This is a genomic window from Streptomyces sp. NPDC046465, from assembly GCF_040646035.1.
In the GTDB taxonomy this organism is placed as follows: domain Bacteria; phylum Actinomycetota; class Actinomycetes; order Streptomycetales; family Streptomycetaceae; genus Streptomyces.
Window position 1 is genome coordinate 22,214 of record NZ_JBEYZK010000008.1, and the last position, 19,117, is coordinate 41,330.

Annotated in this window: 10 protein-coding genes; 7 read left to right on the forward strand and 3 right to left on the reverse strand. The window is 72.1% G+C overall.

Annotation, left to right across the window (positions count from 1 at the left end; genetic code table 11):
- Window position 1: 1 nt before the first annotated feature.
- Window positions 2-3,676 (reverse strand): nitrate reductase subunit alpha, encoded by a 3,675-nt coding sequence (locus ABZ953_RS14100; protein WP_361722010.1) that lies wholly within the window; start codon window positions 3,674-3,676, stop codon window positions 2-4.
- Between the two features lie 153 nt (window positions 3,677-3,829).
- On the opposite strand from ABZ953_RS14100, the gene ABZ953_RS14105 reads away from it, so the two are divergent.
- Window positions 3,830-4,603: a YwiC-like family protein gene (locus tag ABZ953_RS14105; RefSeq protein WP_361722013.1), complete on the forward strand. Its 774-nt coding sequence runs from the start codon at window positions 3,830-3,832 to the stop codon at window positions 4,601-4,603.
- 18 nt (window positions 4,604-4,621) lie between these two features.
- Here the strand turns inward: ABZ953_RS14105 and ABZ953_RS14110 are convergent, their stop codons facing one another.
- The gene (locus tag ABZ953_RS14110) at window positions 4,622-7,411 is read right to left on the reverse strand and encodes a lysylphosphatidylglycerol synthase domain-containing protein (RefSeq protein WP_361722016.1); all 2,790 of its coding nucleotides are present in this window, start codon (window positions 7,409-7,411) and stop codon (window positions 4,622-4,624) included.
- A gap of 164 nt (window positions 7,412-7,575) precedes the next feature.
- Here ABZ953_RS14110 and ABZ953_RS14115 point away from each other — a divergent pair, with 164 nt between their 5' ends.
- The 6 genes from ABZ953_RS14115 (at window position 7,576) to nudC (ending at window position 18,845) form a co-directional block, all read left to right on the forward strand.
- Entirely contained in the window at window positions 7,576-8,010 is a 435-nt protein-coding gene (locus ABZ953_RS14115; RefSeq protein ID WP_361722735.1) for an MGMT family protein, read from the forward strand.
- A gap of 167 nt (window positions 8,011-8,177) precedes the next feature.
- Window positions 8,178-11,843 carry a UvrD-helicase domain-containing protein gene (locus ABZ953_RS14120; protein WP_361722019.1) on the forward strand — a complete coding sequence of 1,222 codons (3,666 nt, stop codon included), beginning with the start codon at window positions 8,178-8,180 and terminating at the stop codon, window positions 11,841-11,843.
- A 96-nt stretch (window positions 11,844-11,939) separates the two neighbouring features.
- The gene (locus ABZ953_RS14125; RefSeq protein ID WP_361722022.1) at window positions 11,940-12,638 is read left to right on the forward strand and encodes a hypothetical protein; all 699 of its coding nucleotides are present in this window, start codon (window positions 11,940-11,942) and stop codon (window positions 12,636-12,638) included.
- 83 nt (window positions 12,639-12,721) lie between these two features.
- Complete coding sequence (locus ABZ953_RS14130; RefSeq protein WP_361722025.1) at window positions 12,722-16,381, forward strand: ATP-dependent DNA helicase; 3,660 nt, start codon at window positions 12,722-12,724, stop codon at window positions 16,379-16,381.
- A 10-nt stretch (window positions 16,382-16,391) separates the two neighbouring features.
- Window positions 16,392-17,795, forward strand: coding sequence for a dipeptidase (locus ABZ953_RS14135; RefSeq protein WP_361722028.1), 1,404 nt, complete (start codon window positions 16,392-16,394; stop codon window positions 17,793-17,795).
- Between the two features lie 102 nt (window positions 17,796-17,897).
- Entirely contained in the window at window positions 17,898-18,845 is a 948-nt protein-coding gene (gene nudC, locus ABZ953_RS14140) for an NAD(+) diphosphatase (protein WP_361722031.1), read from the forward strand.
- 18 nt (window positions 18,846-18,863) lie between these two features.
- On the opposite strand, the gene ABZ953_RS14145 is transcribed toward nudC, so the two are convergent.
- Entirely contained in the window at window positions 18,864-19,106 is a 243-nt protein-coding gene (locus ABZ953_RS14145) for a mycoredoxin (RefSeq protein WP_361722034.1), read from the reverse strand.
- Window positions 19,107-19,117: the final 11 nt, after the last annotated feature.

Sequence of the window (19,117 nt, forward strand, 5' to 3'; positions counted from 1 at the left end):
ATCAGTACTCCACATCCTGCGAGCGGCGGCGGATGACCGTCACCTCGTCGCGCTGGTTGCCGGTCGGCCCCAGGTAGTTGAAGGCCCAGGTCAACTGGGCGTAGCCGCCGATCAGATGGGTCGGCTTGAGCATGATCCGGGTGAGGGAGTTGTGGATGCCGCCGCGTCGCCCGGTCTTTTCCGTCTTCGGGACGCCGACGGTCCGCTCCTGGGCGTGGTTCATGTAGACCGTCCCCGGGGGCATCTTGTGGGACACGATCGCGCGGGCCGTGACGACGCCGTTGCGGTTCACGGCCTCGATCCACTCGTTGTCGCGCACCCCGATGGCGTCCGCGTCCTGCGGCGACATCCACACCGTCTGTCCGCCGCGTCCGAGCGTCATCATGTAGAGGTTGTCCTGGTACTGGGAGTGGATCGCCCACTTGTTGTGCGGGGTCAGGAACCGCACGGCGACCTCGCGGCCACCCTCACCGTCCCCGCGGGAACCCAACTCGGGCTCTCCGTAGAGGCGGTGCATGTTCAGCGGCGGCTTGTAGACGGGCAGCGCCTCGCCGACCTCGTGGATCCAGTCGTGGTCGAGGAAGAAGTGCTGACGCCCGGTGAGCGTGTGCCAGGGCTTGAGGTGTTCGGTGTTGACGGTGAACGCCGTGTAGCGGCGGCCGCCGGACTCGCTGCCCGACCACTCCGGAGACGTGATGACCGGCACCGGCCGGGCCTGGGTGTCGGCGAAGGTGATCCGCTTCCCCTCCGCCTCGGCGGCCAGGTGCGCCATCTCGGTGCCGACGCGCTTCTCAAGCGTCTCGAAGCCCTGGGTGGCCAGGCGGCCGTTGGAGGTCCCGGAGAGCGACAGGATCGCCTCACAGGCCCGCTGGGCGGTGTCCAGGCGCGGCCTGCCGTCGGCGGTGCCGCCGCGTACCGTGCCGTTCTTCTCCTTCAGGTACGCGACTTCCTCGGCGACGTCGAACGTGACCGCCTTCGTGGTCACCCCGAGCCGGTCGATCAGCGGGCCGAGCGCCGCGAACTTCTCGCCGACCGCTCCGTAGTCGCGCTCCACGACCGCCAGGCCGTACATCGTGCGCCCCGGTACGGGCTCGCACTCACCCTTCGACCAGTCGAGCGCGACACCGCCGGGCTGGGCCATCTCGCCGCCCGGAGTGTCGTGCTGCAGCGCGGTGGCGACGAGGTCGCGCCGCACGCCCAGGTGCTCGCCCGCCAGCTCGCCGAACCGGCGCGCGACGGCCAGGAACGCGTCATAGTCCGTGCGCGCCTGCCAGGGCGGGTCCACGGCCGGTGTGAAGGCATGCAGGAAGGGATGCATGTCGGTGGACGACAGATCGTGCTTCTCGTACCAGGTGGCGGCGGGCAGCACGACGTCGGAGAGCAGCGTCGTGGACGTCATCCGGAAGTCGAGGCAGAGCAGCAGATCGAGCTTCCCCTCGACGTCCTCGGCGCGCCACTTCACATCGCGGGGCGCACAACGCGGCCCGTCGTCGGGCAGGTTGGAGTGCGTGCCGAGCAGATGCTTGAGGAAGTACTCATTGCCCTTGGAGGACGAGCCGAGCAGGTTGGCCCGCCATACGTTGAGCACGCGCGGCCAGTTGCCGGGCGCGTCGGGGTCCTCACCGGCGAAGCCCAGCGTGCCGTCCGCCAGCTCCTTGACGGTGTTCGCCACCGGGTCGTCGGCCTCTGCGAGGTCGAGGGGGTTGCGGTCGAAGGTCGGGTACGACGGCATCCAGCCCATGCGCGCGGAGGCGGCCAGGCAGTCGGCGCCCGTCATGCCCTCGAAGCGGCCCTCTCCCAGCGGGGACGCCAGGGACTCGGCGGGCAGGCTGTCGTAGCGCCACTGGTCGGTGTGCAGATAGAACCAGCCCGCGCCGATCATGTGCCGGGGCGGGCGCGCCCAGTCCGACGCGCTCGCCAGCGTCGCCCAGCCGGTCACCGGGCGGCACTTCTCCTGTCCTACGTAGTGCCCCCATCCACCGCCGTTGCGCCCCTGGCAGCCGGTGAGCGTGAGCAGCGCGAGGAAGGCCCGGTAGGTCGTCTCCGCGTGGAACCAGTGGTTCGTCCCCGCGCCCATGAGGATCATGCAGCGCCCTTGCGAGGCCTCGGCCGTCTCGCCGAACTCCTGCGCCACGCGCGTGGCTTGCGCGGCCGGCACCGACGTGAGGGTCTCCTGCCAGGCGGGGGTGCCGGGCTGGGAGGCGTCTTCGTAGGAGGCGGGCCACTCACCCGGCAGTCCCGCGCGCGGGACGCCGTACTGGGCGAGCATCAGGTCGAAGACGGTGGTGACGAGCCGGCCGCCGATCCGGCGCACCGGAACTCCCCGGCGGATGACCGCGTGCGCGTCGTCCTTGTCGCCCTCGAAGCGGGGCAGCAGGATCTCCGCGCTCTCGGCGTCCTTCGCGTGCAGCGTGAGCCTGGGCACGGTGTCGCCGAGGTCGAGGTTCCAGTCGGGGTCCTTGGATTCGCCCCAGCGGTGCCCGAGCGCGCCGTTGGGCACCGTGAACTCGCCGCTGGCGTCGTCGATCAGGACGGTCTTCCACCGCGCGTTCTCGGTCTCTTCGCCGATATCCGCGGCGGTGAGGAACTTGTGCGGTACGAGGCCCTTCTCGGTCTCCGCGAGCGTGACCAGGAAAGGCAGATCCGTGTAGCGGCGCACGTAATCCTGGAAGAACGGCGTCTGCCGGTCGACGAAGAATTCCTTGAGGATGACGTGCCCCATCGCGAGCGCGAGCGCACCGTCCGTGCCGGGGTGCGGATGCATCCACTCGTCCGCGAATTTCGTGTTGTCCGCGAAATCCGGCGACACGGTGACGACTTTCTGTCCCCGATACCGTGCCTCGGTCATCCAGTGCGCGTCCGGCGTCCGCGTCACCGGCACATTGGAACCCCACATCATCAAATACGCGGCGTCCCACCAGTCACCCGACTCCGGTACGTCCGTCTGGTCGCCGAACACCTGCGGAGAAGCGACGGGGAGATCGGCGTACCAGTCGTAGAAGGAGAGCATCGGCGCGCCGATGAGGGAATGGAAACGGGCGCCCGCGGCGTGCGACGCCATCGACATCGCGGGAATGGGGGAGAAGCCCGCGACCCGGTCGGGGCCGTGCTCCTTGATCGTGTGGACGTGTGCGGCCGCGACGATCTCGACGGCCTCGTCCCAGCTCGCCCGCACCAGGCCGCCCTTGCCGCGGGCCCGCTGGTAGCGCCGTCGGCGCTCGGGATCGCCCTGGATGTCGGCCCAGGCGAGGACCGGGTCCTTCAGCCGGGACTTCGCCTCGCGGTACATCTCAAGAAGCGCGCCGCGCACCTGCGGATAACGCACACGGGTCGGTGAATACGTGTACCAGGAGAAGGAGGCTCCACGCGGACAGCCGCGGGGTTCGTATTCGGGACGGTCGGGGCCCACGGAGGGATAGTCCGTGGCCTGCGTCTCCCAGGTGATGATGCCGTCCTTGACGTACACCTTCCAGCGGCACGATCCTGTGCAATTCACTCCGTGCGTGGAATACACGACCTTGTCGTGGCTCCAGCGGTCGCGATAGAAGGCCTCCCCGTCCCGGCCGCCGGTGTGCTGCACCCGGTGCAGGTCCTCGGAGGTCTCCGCGGTCCGGGTGAAGAAACTCCCGGCCTTCACGAGCGTCTCAGCGATGTCTTTCCTCTGCTGCAACGTCATATCTCCTGGCCGTCCCGAAGAAAAGGCCGCACGCACGTGCCGCCTACAACGACCCTAAGCCTGGGGATGGTTGGGACCCCGGGGTCTTAGGTCCCGTGCAGGGGTGACCAACAGCAGGAATTATCCGGGCCCCTGTACTGCGAGGCTGAGAGCATGAGCAGGAAGAAGCGCGGCGCCCGCCACACGTGGCTGCCGAACCAGCACGGCGCGTGGGCGATGCTCGCGGTGCCGTTCGCGGCGGGCGTGTTCCTCGGCCACGGGCACGGACCGGAAGCCGGACCCCGCTGGGTCCATCTGCCGCTGTTCGCCGCCTGGTTGGCGGGGTACGTCACCGCCTTCCACGCCCAGCAGTGGCTCAGGCTGCGCCGCCTCTCCCGCAATCCGAGGGCCCCGCGCCGCCATGTGCGCCCCGCCCTGGTGTCGGCCGCGGTGAGCGCGGCATGCGGGGTGCCGCTCCTGTTCGCGTACCCCTGGCTGCTCCTCGCCGCCGTGTGCGCCGCACCCTTCGTGGCCGTCAACACGTACTACGCGTGGCGGAACAAGGAGCGGGCCCTGGTCAACGGAGTGGCGGCGGTGGTCCCCGCCTGCGGCATGCTCCTCGTCACGCTGCGAATGGGCGGCGGCCCCCTCGCCGACGGCTTGCGCCCCGCACTCGCCTGCCTGCTGTTCTTCGCGGGCACGGTGCCGTACGTGAAGACGATGATCCGCGAGCGCGGCTCACGCGCGTACTACCGGGCGTCGGTGGCGTACCACGTGCTCGCGGTGCCCGCGGCGTATGCGCTGAGCCCCTGGCTCGCGGTGCTCTTCACGGTCTTCCTGGCGCGGGCGGCGCTACTGCCGGGCAGGGGCGTGAAGGTGGCTGTGGTGGGGGCGGTGGAGGTGGTGGGGGCCGCGGTGCTGCTTGCGGGGCTCCTGCTGCTGTTCTGACTCATCCCGCAGGATGAGTCAGAGCAGCCCCTTCCGTGTCAGATGGTTGAAGAACAGCCACCCCGGAAGCACCGGCAGCCACAGCGTCAGGAGGCGGTAGAGCAGCACGGCGGGCGCCGCCACCTCCTTGGGCACGCCGACCGCGATCAGACCGACGGTCAGCGTCGCCTCGACCGCGCCCACACCGCCGGGCGTCGGAGCCGCCGATCCCAGGGCGTTGCCCGCGAGGAAGACGACCGCGACGCTCGCGAGGCTCAGCGACTTCATCTCCTCGTTGCCGAAGGCCCGCACCGACGCGTCCAGACAGAGCACGAACATCAGGGTGAGCAGCAGCATGCCGCCGATGCCGGTGAGCAGCTTCTGCGGCCGCTGCAGCACGTCCAGCATGCGCGGCACGACACCGGCGAAAAGCGACCGCACGCGCGTGACGACGAATTTCCGCAGGAACGGGATCGCGGTGACGACGAGCACCAGCACCGCGACCGACAGCAGACCGGCGATGACGGTGCGGGACGGCGTGAACGACGGCGTCTTCTCCGTCCCCGTCAGATAGCCGAAGACCAGCAGCAGCAGGATGTGCGAGGCGAGCCCGAAGAGCTGGGAGGCGCCGACGCTCGCGACCGCGAGCCCCGAGCGCACCCCGGACCGCTGCAGGAACCGCGTGTTCAGCGCGACACCGCCGACCGCCGCGGGCGCCACGATCTTCACGAACGAGCCGGCGACCTGCGCCGCCACCGCCCGGAGGAAGGGCACCCGCTCCGGCACGAAGCCGAGCAGGCTCATCGCCGCCGCGAAGTAGCTCAGCGCGGAGAAGCCCACCGCGGCGGCCACCCAGCCCCACTCCGCCTCCTGGAAGAGCGTGCCGAACTCGACGTGCGTGAGCTGCGAGAGCAGGAAGTACGCGCCGATGGCACCGGCGATGAAACTGAGCAGGGTCCGGGGCCTGATCCGCTCCAGCTGCGCGGGCTCGACCGGCGCGGCCGGGCGGATGAGCAGCACCTGGTGGCGGATCTGGGTGAGCAGATCGTCCTCGCGGGCCTGGTCCATGGCGTCGTCTATGGCCTGCTTCTCGGCCTGCTGCTCCTGCTTGGCGGCCTGCTTCTCCGCCTGCTTCTCGGCCTTCTGCGCGGACTTGTGCCCGGGACCGTCCTCGTCGTCGGACACCTCCGCGCGCACGCTCCTGGCCCGGTGGGAGGCCTCGAGGACGGCCTCGCGCTCGCGCTGGGACCGTTCCCGTGCCAGCTTGCGCAGCGTGCCGCGGGTGGAGCGGGTGAGCGCGATGGGCTGCAGCAGCGGCAGACAGTCGGCCACCGCGTCCGGGCCGATGACCTCCAGGGCCGCGGCGACCGCGCGCTCGGCGCCCACCCGCAGGCCGAGGGCGGTCAGGAGCTGGGCGATGTCCATCCGCAGGACCAGGTCGCCCGCGGCGATCTCGCCGCCGCGCAGGTCGGTGAGGATGACGTTGCCGGAACGATCCACCAGCACCGCGTCGCCCGCGAGCCTGCGGTGCGCGATCCGGCGGGACTGCAGCGCCTGCACCTGCCGCCAGGTGTCGCACAGCAGGTCGTCGGTGATGGCCTCGTCCGGCAGGGAGTCGAGGGTGCGCCCGCCGGTGTGCTCGTAGACGAGCATCACGGCGTCGGGGCCGAGCTCGGACGTGGCGATCAGCTTGGGGGCGTTCGCCCCGGCCGCGATGGCCGCGTACGCGAGGAGGGCCTCCTGCTCCAGGGCCTGCCGCAGCGACTGCAGGCTGCGCCGCTGGGTGATGCCCCGCAGGGTGAGCCTGCGCCAGACCCGGTAGAAGAAGCCCTGTGCCTGCTGCTCGCGGTCGATGACCGTGACGTCCAGCGGCGGGCCGTCCTCCAGAGTGACGAAATACCGCCGTCCGCGGTCGCCGTGCTCGCTGTCCGGGGACTCCTCGCGGGCGGCGTTCACGGGGTGGAAGCCGACGTGCCGCAGGCCCACGAGGAGCGTCTGCCCGGTCGGCCGTACGTTCGGCGAGCCGACCGCGTAGAGCGTGCCGTAGGCCACCGCCCAGCCGATCAGCACCGTCAGGATGATCGAGAACGGCGTCGTGTAGCCGGTCACCAGCATCGTGAACGCGTCGAGCAGCAGCACGACGAACAGCACCAGGCGCCAGCGCGGCCTGCGGGACATGCCGACGGCCGTCATGTACGCGATGACGGGCGCGAGGTAGCCGTGCACCGGGTCGGTGAAGGCGTGCAGGTCGGCCGGGGACGGCTTGGTCAGCGCGTCCTGGATGGAGTCGGGGGCGGCCTTCGCGACCCAGAGGTCGGTGGCCAGCGTCACACCGTGCGCGAGGACTGCGGCAAGCACGCCGTCGGCGATGCGCAACCCGTCCCGCTTGATCAGGCGTTCGATCGCGAAGGCGACCGGGACGAGCAGTACGCCGATGCTGGCGACCAGGCCCGCGACCTTGATCAACAGGTCCGGTGCCTGCTCCGTGCCCTTGTCGATGTCCTGTTCGAGACCGGAGGTCGTGCCGTGCGCGAACGCGGCGATGGCGAGGAGCACGGCGATGGCGAGGACGCCGACGAGGAGCCGCATGAGGTCGGACGGGCGGTGCACACGAGCCGCCAGAAGCGGTTCGTCGCCCGCGACGCGGTCGGTGTGCGCCCCCTCGCCGTCGGCGTCCCGCTCGTCGCTCCGCTGCTCGTTCTGCTCGCTCTTCTCGGGCTTCAGGGGGCGCTCACCGGTGTCCAGGTGTGACTCGGACGCAGAGGTGCCCGCCTTCTCATCGGGATGCACGCCCTGCTGCTCCGTAGTCTCTTCTTGATCTCGTATCACCAGTCACCGCCCGGACGATGGTGGCATGTCCCGCCCCCGGAGGGGGGCAGCAGGGGGCAACGCAAGGCTGCGAAGTGGTCACGAAACGACACTTTGTGCCCTGTCAGAGGGCCTGTGGAACGCTCCGTGCCGGGCCCGTCACCCTGTCGGTGGGGTACGGCAGGATGGTCCGGATGAGCGAGGAGAGCCGAACGGGACAGGTACGGCCCGACGATGCGGGGCAGGCGCTGCCGGAGTACGCGGAAAGGGTCCTCGAGGTCGCCGAACTGATCCCTCCGGGGAAGGTGATGACGTACGGGGACGTCGCCGAGTGGCTCGAGGAAGGCGGCCCGCGCCAGGTCGGACGCGCGATGTCCCTCTACGGAGGGGCCGTTCCGTGGTGGCGTGTGGTCCGCTCGGACGGCGTGCTGCTGCCGGGCCACGAGCTGCGGGCCCTGGAGCGCTACCGGGCGGAGGGCACGCCTCTGCGCCAGGCGTCGCGCGCCGCCCAGGGGCATGTACCGAAGCTCGACATGCGGCGGGCGCGGTGGGACGGCGACACCGCGGAAAGCGGCGCCGCGGGTGACGCTCGCCCGCAGGCTCCGGAGGCTCACACCTGACAGCTTCCGGCATCCGGCGGTCCGGCGGGGGACCGGTGGCCCGTACGGGGGAAGCCACGCGTCCTCCGCGCCCACTGGCGTAGCGTCGACAGCACGCATCCCCTTCACCCCGCTGCCACCGTGCAGCCGCTCTTCGACCAGTACACCCACCAGGACCGGCGACCCACGTGAGTTCCCTTTCTTCCACCCGGCACACCCGGCACCCGTCGCACCACCAGGTACGACAGGGGACCCGGGATGTCTACCGACTGGTGCGTACGCCGCCGACCCCGTTGGCTCCCCCTCGCTTGGACGCAGGTCAGCGCGGTGTGGTTGACCACAAGGGAGGGCCGCTGCTGGTCCTGGCCGGGCCGGGCACGGGCAAGACGACCACCCTCGTGGAGGCGGTCGCCGAGCGCGTCGCCCAGGGCGGCGACCCCGCGCGGATCCTGGTGCTCACCTTCAGCCGCAAGGCCGCGGTGGAGCTGCGCGACCGCATGGCGCTGCGCATAGGGGCCGCGCTCGCCCCGCAGGCCACCACCTTCCACTCGTTCTGCTACGCCCTCGTCCGCGCCCACCAGGACGCCGACCTGTTCGTGGAGCCGCTGCGCCTCCTGTCCGGCCCCGAACAGGACGTGGCGGTACGCGAACTGCTCGCCGGCCAGATCGACCTCGCGCAGGAGGGCCACGGGCACATCCGCTGGCCGGACGAGCTGCGCGCCTGCCTCACCACGCGCGGGTTCGCCGACGAGGTGCGCGCCGTGCTCGCCCGCAGCCGTGAGCTGGGCCTCGGCCCGGACGCCCTGGACGCCTTCGCCCGCCGCAGCGGCAGGCCCGACTGGGGCGCGGCGGCGGCCTTCCTCGCCGAGTACCTGGACGTACTCGACCTCCAAGGAGTGCTCGACTACGCGGAACTGGTGCATCGCGCGGTGCTCCTCGCGCGCCGGCCCGAGGTGGCACGGGCGCTCGGCGCGCAGTACGACGCCGTCTTCGTGGACGAGTACCAGGACACCGACCCGGCGCAGGTGCGGCTGTTGCACGCGCTCGCCGGGGGTGGCCGCACGCTCGTCGCCTTCGGCGACCCCGACCAGTCGATCTACACGTTCCGGGGCGCCGACGTGAACGGCATCCTGGAGTTCCCGCACGACTTCCCGCGCGCGGACGGCACCCCGGCGCCGGTCGAGGTCCTGAGGACGTCCCGCAGGTCGGGCGCGGAGCTCCTGGACGCCACCCGGCTCCTCACCCGGCGCATGCCGCTCACCAGGCTGCCCGCGGAGAAGGTACGGGCCCACCGGGAGCTGGCGCCGGTCAGGGACGGCGGCCGCGTCGAGGTGTACACGTACCCGACGTCGGGCACGGAGCTCGACAACATCGCGGACATCCTGCGCCGCGCACACCTTGAGGACGGCGTCCCCTGGGGCGACATGGCGGTCCTGGTCCGTGCGGGCGCCCGCACGATCCCCGCGGTCCGCCGCAGCCTCAGTGCGGCGGGCGTCCCCCTGGAGATCGACGGCGATGACATCGCCCTGCGCCACGAGCCCGCGGTGACACCGCTCCTGACGGCGCTGCGGGTGGTGGCGAGGGCGGTCGAGGCGGAGACGGGGGCGGTTGACGGCCCCGAGACCGCCGCCTTCGACGACTCCGCCTCCGTAGCCCCCGCCTTCGAAGACCCCGTCTCCGAGGACCCCGCCTCCGTAGCCCCCGCCTCCGTAGCCCCCGCCTTCGAAGACCCCGTCTCCGAGGACCCCGCCTTCGAAGACCCCGTCTCCGAAGACCCCGCCTCCGAAGCCCCCGCCTCCCAAAGCGCCCCGCACGACAGCGCTGCCCCCGACGAGACCGACCCGCAGTCGACGGCGGCCCCGCGACCGGCGGATGCCCCGCGACCGGTGGACACCCCGCAGCAGGCCGACGCCCCTCGACCGGCGGACGACGCCCCTCGACCGGCGGACGGCACCCCCCGCGCGGAACCCTCCGCCCCCGCCTGGCTCGACACCGAGACCGCGCTCACGCTTCTCACCTCGCCCCTGGCCGGCATGGACGCCGCCGACCTGCGCCGCCTTGGGCGCGCCCTGCGTGAGGAGGAGCGCGCGGCGGGCAACCACGTGCCGCCGTCCTCCGACGAGCTGCTGGCCCGCGCCCTCGCCGAGCCGGAGCGCCTCGTCGCGCACGACCCGACGTACGCCCGCGGCGCCCAGCGGCTCGGCGCGCTGCTCCGCAAGGCCCGTGAGCGCCTCGCGGGCGGCGGCACCGCCGAGGAGGCGCTGTGGGAGCTGTGGGACGGCACGCCCTGGCCCAGGCGCCTGGAGCGCACCGCACGCCGCGGCGGCGCGGCCGGGCGCAACGCCGACCGCGACCTCGACGCGGTGTGCGCCCTGTTCGCCGCCGCGGCCCGCGCGGAGGAGCGTACGGGCGGTCGCGGCGCCCTCAACTTCCTCGAGGAGACCGAGGCCCAGGACATCGCAGCGGACACGCTGACGCGCCGGGCGGCCAGGCCCGACGCCGTGCGCCTGATGACGGCCCACCGCTCCAAGGGCCTGGAGTGGCGGCTCGTCGTGGTCGCGGGCGTCCAGGAGGGCCTCTGGCCCGACCTGCGCCGCCGCGGCTCCCTCCTGGAGGCGGACCGCATCGGACGGGACGGCCTCGCTGAGCCGCTCACCCCCGGAGCACTCCTCTCCGAAGAGCGCCGGTTGTTCTACGTGGCGGCCACGCGCGCGCGTGAACGCCTCGTCGTGACCGCGGTGAAGGCGCCCGCGGACGACGGCGACCAGCCCTCCCGCTTCCTCACCGAACTCGGCGTCGAACCCAAGGACATAACGGGCCGCCCGCGCCGCCCCCTCTCCGTCGCCGCACTCGTCGCCGAGCTGCGCGCCACCACCGTCGACCCGCGCGTCTCCGACACCCTGCGCGAGGCGGCGGCGCAGCGCCTGGCCCGCCTCGCCGCGCTCAGCGACGCCGACGGCCGCCCCCTCGTACCGGCCGCGCACCCCTACCGCTGGTGGGGCATGTACGAACCGACGGCGAGCGAGGTCCCGCTGCGGGACCGGGACAAGCCCGTCGTGCTCTCCGGCAGCGCTCTCGACCAGCTCGCCAACACCTGTGCCCTGCAGTGGTTCCTCGGCCGAGAGGTGAAGGCGGACGCCCCCTCGACCGCCGCCCAGGGCTTCGGCAACGTGGTGCACGTGCTGGCCGACGAGGTCGCCTCCGGACGCACCCCCGCCGACCTCGCCGTGCTCATGGAGCGCCTCGACTCGGTGTGGGACGCGCTCGCTTTCGACGCGCCCTGGAAGTCGGCGCAGGAGAAGGAGCACGCGCGGGTGGCGCTGGAGCGCTTCCTCCAATGGCATGTGATGGACCGCGCGAGCCGTACTACGGTCGCCAGCGAGCACGGCTTCGACGTGACCCTGGAGGCCGGTTCCTACGAAGTACGGGTGCGCGGCTCCATGGACCGAGTCGAACAGGACGCGGAAGGCCGTGCCTACGTAGTCGACTTCAAGACAGGCAAACAGTCCCCGAGCGCCGCCGAGGTCGCCCGCCACCCGCAGCTCGCCGTCTACCAGCTGGCGGTCCGCGAGGGCGCGGCCGACGACCTCTTCGGAGGCGTACGTCCACCACCGGGCGGCGCCGAACTGGTGCAGCTGCGGCAGGGCGCCGCCAAGAAGAACGGCGGCGAAGCCCTCCCGAAAGTGCAGGGCCAGGAGGCCCTCTCCGGAGAGTGGATCGGCGACCTCCTCGCGACGGCCGCAGGCAAGGTGCTCGACGAACGCTTCACACCCACCACGGGTCAGCACTGCACACACTGCGCGTTCCGGGCATCGTGCAGCGCGCGCCCGGAGGGCCGCCAGGTCGTGGAGTAGCCCCGATGGAGACGGCGCCCACGGGGGCGAATTAAAGTCACGGTAAGAACTTGCTGTGCGCCGCCCGAGGCGCACCTTTTTGAGGAGTACGCGTATATGGCAGCCAACCGGAAGCTCCTGGCAGTGGCAGTCGCCTGTGCCGCCGCCGTCATCGGCGTCACGGGCTGCAGCAGCGACGGCGAAAAGGACCCCTTCGACGGCATGAGTGCCGACAAGATCGCCGACAAGGCGTCGAAGGCATCCAAGGACGCCGGGTCCTACCGCATGAAGGGCCAGATGAAGCAGGCCGGCGAGGCGAGCGACATGGAGTTCGTCGTCGCCGAGTCCGGCGACTGCAAGGGCACGATGGGCTCGGCCAAGACGGGCAAGGCCGAGATCCTGTCCGTCGGCGGGTCCACGTACTCCAAGGGCGACGACAAGTTCTGGGAGGCCAAGGGCGGCGGCTCGACGGCCGAGCTCCTCAAGGGCCGCTGGGTGAAGCAGCCCAGCAAGGGGGGCAAGGCCATCTGCAACCCGGACGACATGTTCAGCAACAAGAACCTCAAGAAGCTGAAGCGCGAGGACGACGCCGAGGTCGGCGGCGCGAAGGCGGCCGTCCTGACCCGCAAGAAGGGCGACGAGACCACCACGTTCTACGTCGCGCTGGAAGGCAAGCCGTACTTCCTGAAGGTCGTGAACAAGGGCGCCGACGGCCCGGGCACCGTCCTCTTCACCGACTACGGCAAGAAGGTCGAGGTCAAGGCCCCGCCGGCCGACCAGATCGTCGACCCGAAGAAGCTGGCGGCGGGTTCCTGACCCCACGCTCCCCATGAGCGCGCGGTGGCCGCCCGCGACCGGGCCCGCCCCGGTTGTCAGTGGCCACCGCTAGCCTCTCTGACGTGTCACCTCGCCTCACCGATCCCGAGCAGCTCAAGGAGCTCCTCGGCATCCCGTTCACCCCGGAGCAGACGGCCTGCATCACCGCGCCGCCCGCCCCGCAGGTGATCGTGGCCGGTGCGGGCTCGGGCAAGACGACGGTGATGGCGGCCCGCGTGGTGTGGCTGGTCGGCACCGGCCAGGTCGCCCCCGAGCAGGTCCTCGGCCTGACCTTCACGAACAAGGCGGCGGGGGAGCTCGCCGAGCGCGTGCGCCAGGCCCTCGCCAGGGCGGGCGTCACCGACCCCGACGCGGTCGACCCGGACAACCCGCCCGGCGAGCCGGTCATCTCCACGTACCACGCGTTCGCCGGCCGCCTCCTGACCGACCACGGCCTGCGCATCGGCCTCGAACCGACCTCGCGCCTCCTCGCCGACGCCACCCGCTTCCAGCTCGCCGCCCGCGTGCTGCGCGAGGCCCCCGGGCCCTACCCCGCCCTCACCCGGTCCTTCCCCGACCTCGTCAGCGACCTCCTCAGCCTCGACAGCGAGCTCGCCGAACACCTCGTGAGCCCCGACAAGCTCCGCGCGTACGACACCGGGCTGCTACAGGCCCTGGACGGCGCCAAGCTCTCCAACGCCGACCTGCGCAAGGTCCCCGAGACGGCGGCCGCCCGGCTCGAACTGGCCGAGCTCGTCGGCCACTACCGCGCCGCGAAGCGCTCCCGCGACCTCCTCGACTTCGGCGACCAGATCGCCCTCTCCGCGACGCTGGCCCGCACCCGAGCGGAGGTCGGCGAGATCCTCCGCGACGAATTCCGCGTCGTCCTCCTCGACGAGTACCAGGACACGTCGGTCGCCCAGCGCATCCTCCTGTCCGGCCTGTTCGGCGGCGGCACGGGCCACCCGGTGACCGCGGTCGGCGACCCCTGCCAGGCCATCTACGGCTGGCGCGGCGCCTCGGTGGCCAACCTCGACGACTTCCCCGAGCACTTCGCCCACGCCGACGGCCGCCCCGCGGCCCGCCACGCGCTCAGCGAGAACCGCCGCAGCGGCGGCCGCCTCCTGAACCTCGCCAATGGCCTCGCGGAGCCCCTGCGCGCCATGCACGCGGGCGTGGAGGCCCTGCGGCCCGCGCCCGGCGCCGAACGTGACGGCGTGGTGCGCTGCGCCCTCCTTCGCACGCACGCCGAGGAGATCGACTGGCTCGCCGACTCGATCGCCCACCTGGTCCGCACCGGCAAGGCGCCGGGCGAGATCGCCGTCCTGTGCCGCACGGCGACGGACTTCGGCGAGATCCAGGGCGCGCTCGTGGCCCGCGACATCCCCGTGGAGGTCGTCGGCCTCTCCGGACTCCTCCACCTGCCCGAGGTCGCCGACCTCGTCGCCGTCTGCGAGGTCCTCCAGGACCCGGGGGCCAACGCCTCCCTGGTGCGGCTCCTGACCGGTCCGCGCTGGCGCATCGGCGCCCGCGACCTGGCCCTCCTGGGCCGCCGCGCCCGCCTCCTCGTACGCCCAGGACACGCTGCCCCCGACGACCCGGACCGGCGCCTCGCCGAAGCCGTCGAGGGGGTCGACCCCGCCGAGGTGATATCCCTCGCGGACGCGCTGGACACCTTCCTGGAGTCGTCACCCGAACCGGGCGACGCCGCGGGAAGGGACGACGGGCTGCCCTTCTCGGCCGAGGCCAGGGTGCGCTTCGCCCGTCTCGCCGCGGAACTGCGCGAGCTGCGCCGCTCGCTGTCCGATCCACTGATGGACGTGCTGCACCGCGTCCTCGCCGTGACCGGCCTTGAGGTCGAGCTCTCCGCGTCACCGGGCGCTCTGGCGGCCCGCCGCCGCGAGACCCTCTCCAACTTCCTTGACGTCGCCGCCTCCTTCGCCGCCAACGACAACGGCGCGACACTCCTCGCCTTCCTCGGCTTCCTGCGCACCGCCGCCCAGTACGAGAAGGGCCTCGACAACGCCCTGCCGGGCGGTGAGAACACCGTCAAGGTGCTCACCGCCCACAGGTCCAAGGGCCTGGAGTGGGACGTCGTCGCCGTCCCCGGCCTGGTCAACGGCTCGTTCCCCAGCGCGCAGGGCCGGGAGAAGTGGACCGCCCAGGCCAAGGTCGTCCCGCACGAACTGCGCGGCGACGCGGCGACCCTGCCCGACATCGAGGCGTGGGACGCCAAGGGCATGAAGGCTTTCCACGAAGCGATGAAGGACCACCAGCGCACCGAGGAACTCCGCCTCGGCTACGTGACCTTCACCCGCCCGCGCTCCCTGCTCCTCGGCTCGGGCCACTGGTGGGGCCCCTCCCAGAAGAAGCCGCGCGGCCCCTCGGACTTCCTCCAGGCCCTGTACGACCACTGCGCGGAGGGCCATGGCGAGATCGAGGCCTGGGCGGACGAGCCCGCCGAGGACGAGGAGAACCCCGCCCTGGGAGAGGCGTCCGGGGACCAGGCGTGGCCCCTCCCGCTGGACGACGACTCCATGGCCCGCCGCCGCGCCGCCGCGCAGACCGTCCTCGCCCACTTGGACCGCCTGACGGGGGAAGGAGCCACTTCGGAGCGCGCCCGCTCCCACGAGGAGGCCCACCCGGCGGCGCACGACGACGTGCCCCCGGCCGCCGACCCGGAATGGCCACCCCCTCCGGAGGACGACGAGCCTCCCTACGGAGAGGGCGATTTCCCCGCCGCAGACCCCACAGACCCCGTGGACTGGGACGCCCTTGCGACGCGGCGCCCGACGCCCCCGCACCCCGCGGACACACTGGGCGCCGACTCCGCGCCCCCCGGGGCCCCGGCCACCGAATCCACTGCCCCCCTCGCCCCGCAGGAGAGCGGCCACGTACGCGTGCCGCCCCCCGCACCCGCACCCGACGCCCTCCCGCACCCCGCCGACCGCGTCCCGAACAGCCGACCCGCCCCGGAAGAGGCCCCCGCCCGCCCCACTCCGGAGGAGGCCCGCACCCTCGCCTCCTGGGACCGTGACCTGGACGCCCTGACCGGCGAGCTCCTGCGTGCCCGCGAAGCCGTCAGGGACATCCCCGTGCCGCCCTCGCTCACCGCCTCCGAGCTGATGAGCCTGGCCGCCGACCCCGAGGGCTTCGCGCGGGACCTGGCCAGGCCCATGCCACGTCCGCCCCAGCCCGCGGCCCGCCGCGGCACCCGCTTCCACGCCTGGATCGAGTCCCGCTTCGAAGAGCTCACCCTGCCGATGCTCCCCCCGGAGGACCTGCCGGGCGGCGGCCCCGACGAAGCCGAGATCGCCGACGAGCGCGACCTGGAAGCCCTCAAGGAAGCCTTCGAACGCACCGAGTACGCCCACCGGGCGCCCCACCGCGTCGAGGTCCCCTTCCAGTTCGTGATCGCGGGCCGCGTCATCCGGGGCCGCATCGACGCCGTCTACAAGGAAGGCGAAGGCGACGGCGCCACGTACGAGATCGTCGACTGGAAGACCAGCCGCACCCGCACCGCCGACCCCCTGCAACTCGCCGTGTACCGGCTCGCCTGGGCCGAGCAGCAGGGCGTCCCCCTGGAGTCGGTGAAGGCCGCCTTCCTCTACGTACGCAGTGGGGAGACCGCACGCCCGAGGAATCTCCCGGGCCGTGCCCAGCTGGAACGCCTCCTTCTGGAGGAACCGGCCGGTGCGCCGGGCGACGAGCCGCCGGACGAGACCACCCCGGATGGCGGATAGGCTCGTGACCATGAGCGAGACACCGGACAGCGCCGTCCGCACGTACATCGAGAACCACCGCGCCGCCTTCCTCGACGACCTCGCCGAGTGGCTGCGCATCCCGTCCGTGTCGGCCCAGCCCGACCACGCCGGGGACGTGCGCAGCAGCGCCGAGTGGCTCGCCGCTCAGCTCGTGAAGACGGGCTTCCCGGTCGCCGAGATCTGGGAGACGCCGGGGGCGCCCGCGGTCTTCGCCGAGTGGCCTTCGGACGACCCGCAGGCCCCCACGGTCCTCGTCTACGGCCACCACGACGTCCAGCCCGCGGCCCGCGAGGACGGCTGGGACACCGAGCCCTTCGAACCCGTCGTCGAGGGAAACCGCCTGCACGCGCGCGGGGCCGCCGACGACAAGGGCCAGGTCTTCTTCCACACCCTCGGGGTCCGCGCCCACCTCGCCGCCACCGGCCGCACGGCGCCCGCGGTCAACCTCAAGCTGCTCGTCGAGGGCGAGGAGGAGTCCGGTTCCCCGCACTTCCGCGCCCTCATCGAGGCCCACCGGGACCGCATCGCCGCCGACGCGGTGATCGTCTCGGACACCGGCATGTGGTCGGAGGACACCCCGACCGTCTGCACGGGCATGCGCGGCCTCGCCGAGTGCGAGATCGAACTGCGCGGCCCCGACCAGGACATCCACTCCGGCTCCTTCGGCGGCGCCGTGCCGAACCCCGCCACCGAGGTCGCCCGCCTCGTCGCCGCCCTCCACGACGACCACGCGCGCGTGGCGATACCGGGCTTCTACGAAGGCATCACCGAGCTCACCGACCGCGAGCGCGAACTCTTCGCCGAGCTGCCCTTCGACGAGGAGCGCTGGCTGCGCACGGCCAAGTCCCACGGCACCCACGGCGAGGCCGGGCACACCACTCTGGAGCGCGTCTGGGCCCGCCCCACCGCCGAGGTCAACGGCATCGGCGGCGGCTATCAGGGCGCGGGCAGCAAGACGATCATCCCGTCGTCCGCCTTCGTGAAGCTGTCCTTCCGGCTCGTCGCCGGCCAGCGCCTCGACCACGTGGAGCAGGCCGTACGCGCCTGGGCCGCCGACCGCGTCCCCGCGGGCATCCGCCACACGGTCACCTTCAGCGCCGGTACGCGCCCGTGCCTGACCCCTCTCGACCACCCCGCCCTGCAGTCCGTCGTACGGGCGATGGGCCGCGCCTTCGGGCAGAAGATCCGCTTCACGCGTGAGGGCGGCTCGGGCCCGGCGGCCGACCTCCAGGACGTGCTCGCCGCCCCCGTGCTCTTCCTCGGCATCTCCGTCCCGTCCGACGGCTGGCACGCGCCGAACGAGAAGGTCGAGATCGACTTGCTCCTCAAGGGTGTCGAGACGACGGCCCACCTGTGGGGCGACCTCGCGGAGAACTGGCGCGATGCACACTGAAGCCCCCGTCGTACCCCCGCCGGCCGTCGAACACGTCCTGCCGCACGTCCTGCCGCACGCCCTGCTGAACCACCCATTCCATCGGGGGAGTTGGAAGCACCTGTGACCACCTGGACCGACCGCACCGCAGACCGCCCCGTCTCGCTGACCGCCGCGAGCGGCATCGACCGCGCGGCCCACCACCGCATGGACGAGGCGTGGCTCGCCGCGGCCTGGAGCCACCCCACGACCCGGGTCTTCGTGGTCTCCGGTGGCCAGGCGCTCATCGACGAGACGCCCGACGGCCGGACCGAACTGGTGATGACGCCGGCCTTCGAGGCGCCCCTCACCGAGGAGCACCGCTACTTCCTGGGCACGGACGACGACGGCGTCAGCTACTTCGCGCTGCAGAAGGACGGCCTGCCGGGCCGCATGGACCAGTCGGCCCGCCCCGCCGGGCTGCGCGAGGCGGGGCTCCTGCTCTCCCCCCGCGACGCGGGCCTGCTGGTGCACGCCGTCGCCCTGGAGAACTGGCAGCGCCTGCACCGCTTCTGCTCGCGCTGCGGCGAGCGCACCGTCATCGCGGCGGCAGGCCACATCCGCCGCTGCCAGGCCTGCGGCGCCGAGCACTACCCGCGCACGGATCCCGCCGTGATCATGGCGGTCAGGGACAGCGAGGACCGTCTCCTCCTCGGCCGCCAGGTGCACTGGCCCGAGGGTCGCTTCTCCACCCTCGCGGGCTTCGTCGAGCCGGGGGAGTCCATCGAGCAGTCGGTGCGGCGCGAGGTCTTCGAAGAGGCGGGCATCACGGTCGGCGACGTCGAGTACGTGGCGAGCCAGCCCTGGCCGTTCCCCTCCAGCCTGATGCTCGGCTTCATGGCCGACGCGACCTCATCGGAGATCGACGTCGACGGCGAGGAGATCGAAGAGGCCCGCTGGTTCTCCCGCGAAGACCTGCGGGCCGCATTCGAGTCCGGAGAGGTCCTGCCTCCCTACGGAATCTCGATTGCGGCCCGGCTGATCGAGCTCTGGTACGGCAAGCCCCTGCCGAAGCCGGGGACCGTGGGCTGAGCGCCCGTCTTCGGACCCTCAGGCGGCCAGCTTCTGCTTGACCTGCGCCAGCGAGGGGTTGGTGAGCGTGGAGCCGTCCGGGAAGAGGACGGTGGGAACCGTCTGGTTTCCGCCGTTCGCCTTCTCGACGAAGGCCGCCGAGTCCGGGTCGTGCTCGATGTTGATCTCGGTGTACCCGATGCCCTCGCGGTCCATCTGGCCCTTGAGGCGGCGGCAGTAGCCGCACCACGTGGTGCTGTACATCGTCACAGTGCCCGGCATCTCTTCCGTGC

Excerpts from the sequence above, each read along its gene's own strand:
- ABZ953_RS14105 (WP_361722013.1), top strand. The coding sequence starts at position 3,830 with ATGAGCAGGAAGAAGCGCGGCGCCCGCCACACGTGGCTGCCGAACCAG.
- ABZ953_RS14135 (WP_361722028.1), top strand. The coding sequence starts at position 16,392 with ATGAGCGAGACACCGGACAGCGCCGTCCGCACGTACATCGAGAACCAC.
- ABZ953_RS14115 (WP_361722735.1), top strand. The coding sequence starts at position 7,576 with ATGGTCCGGATGAGCGAGGAGAGCCGAACGGGACAGGTACGGCCCGAC.
- ABZ953_RS14125 (WP_361722022.1), top strand. The coding sequence starts at position 11,940 with ATGGCAGCCAACCGGAAGCTCCTGGCAGTGGCAGTCGCCTGTGCCGCC.
- ABZ953_RS14100 (WP_361722010.1), bottom strand. The coding sequence starts at position 3,676 with ATGACGTTGCAGCAGAGGAAAGACATCGCTGAGACGCTCGTGAAGGCC.
- ABZ953_RS14145 (WP_361722034.1), bottom strand. The coding sequence starts at position 19,106 with ATGCCGGGCACTGTGACGATGTACAGCACCACGTGGTGCGGCTACTGC.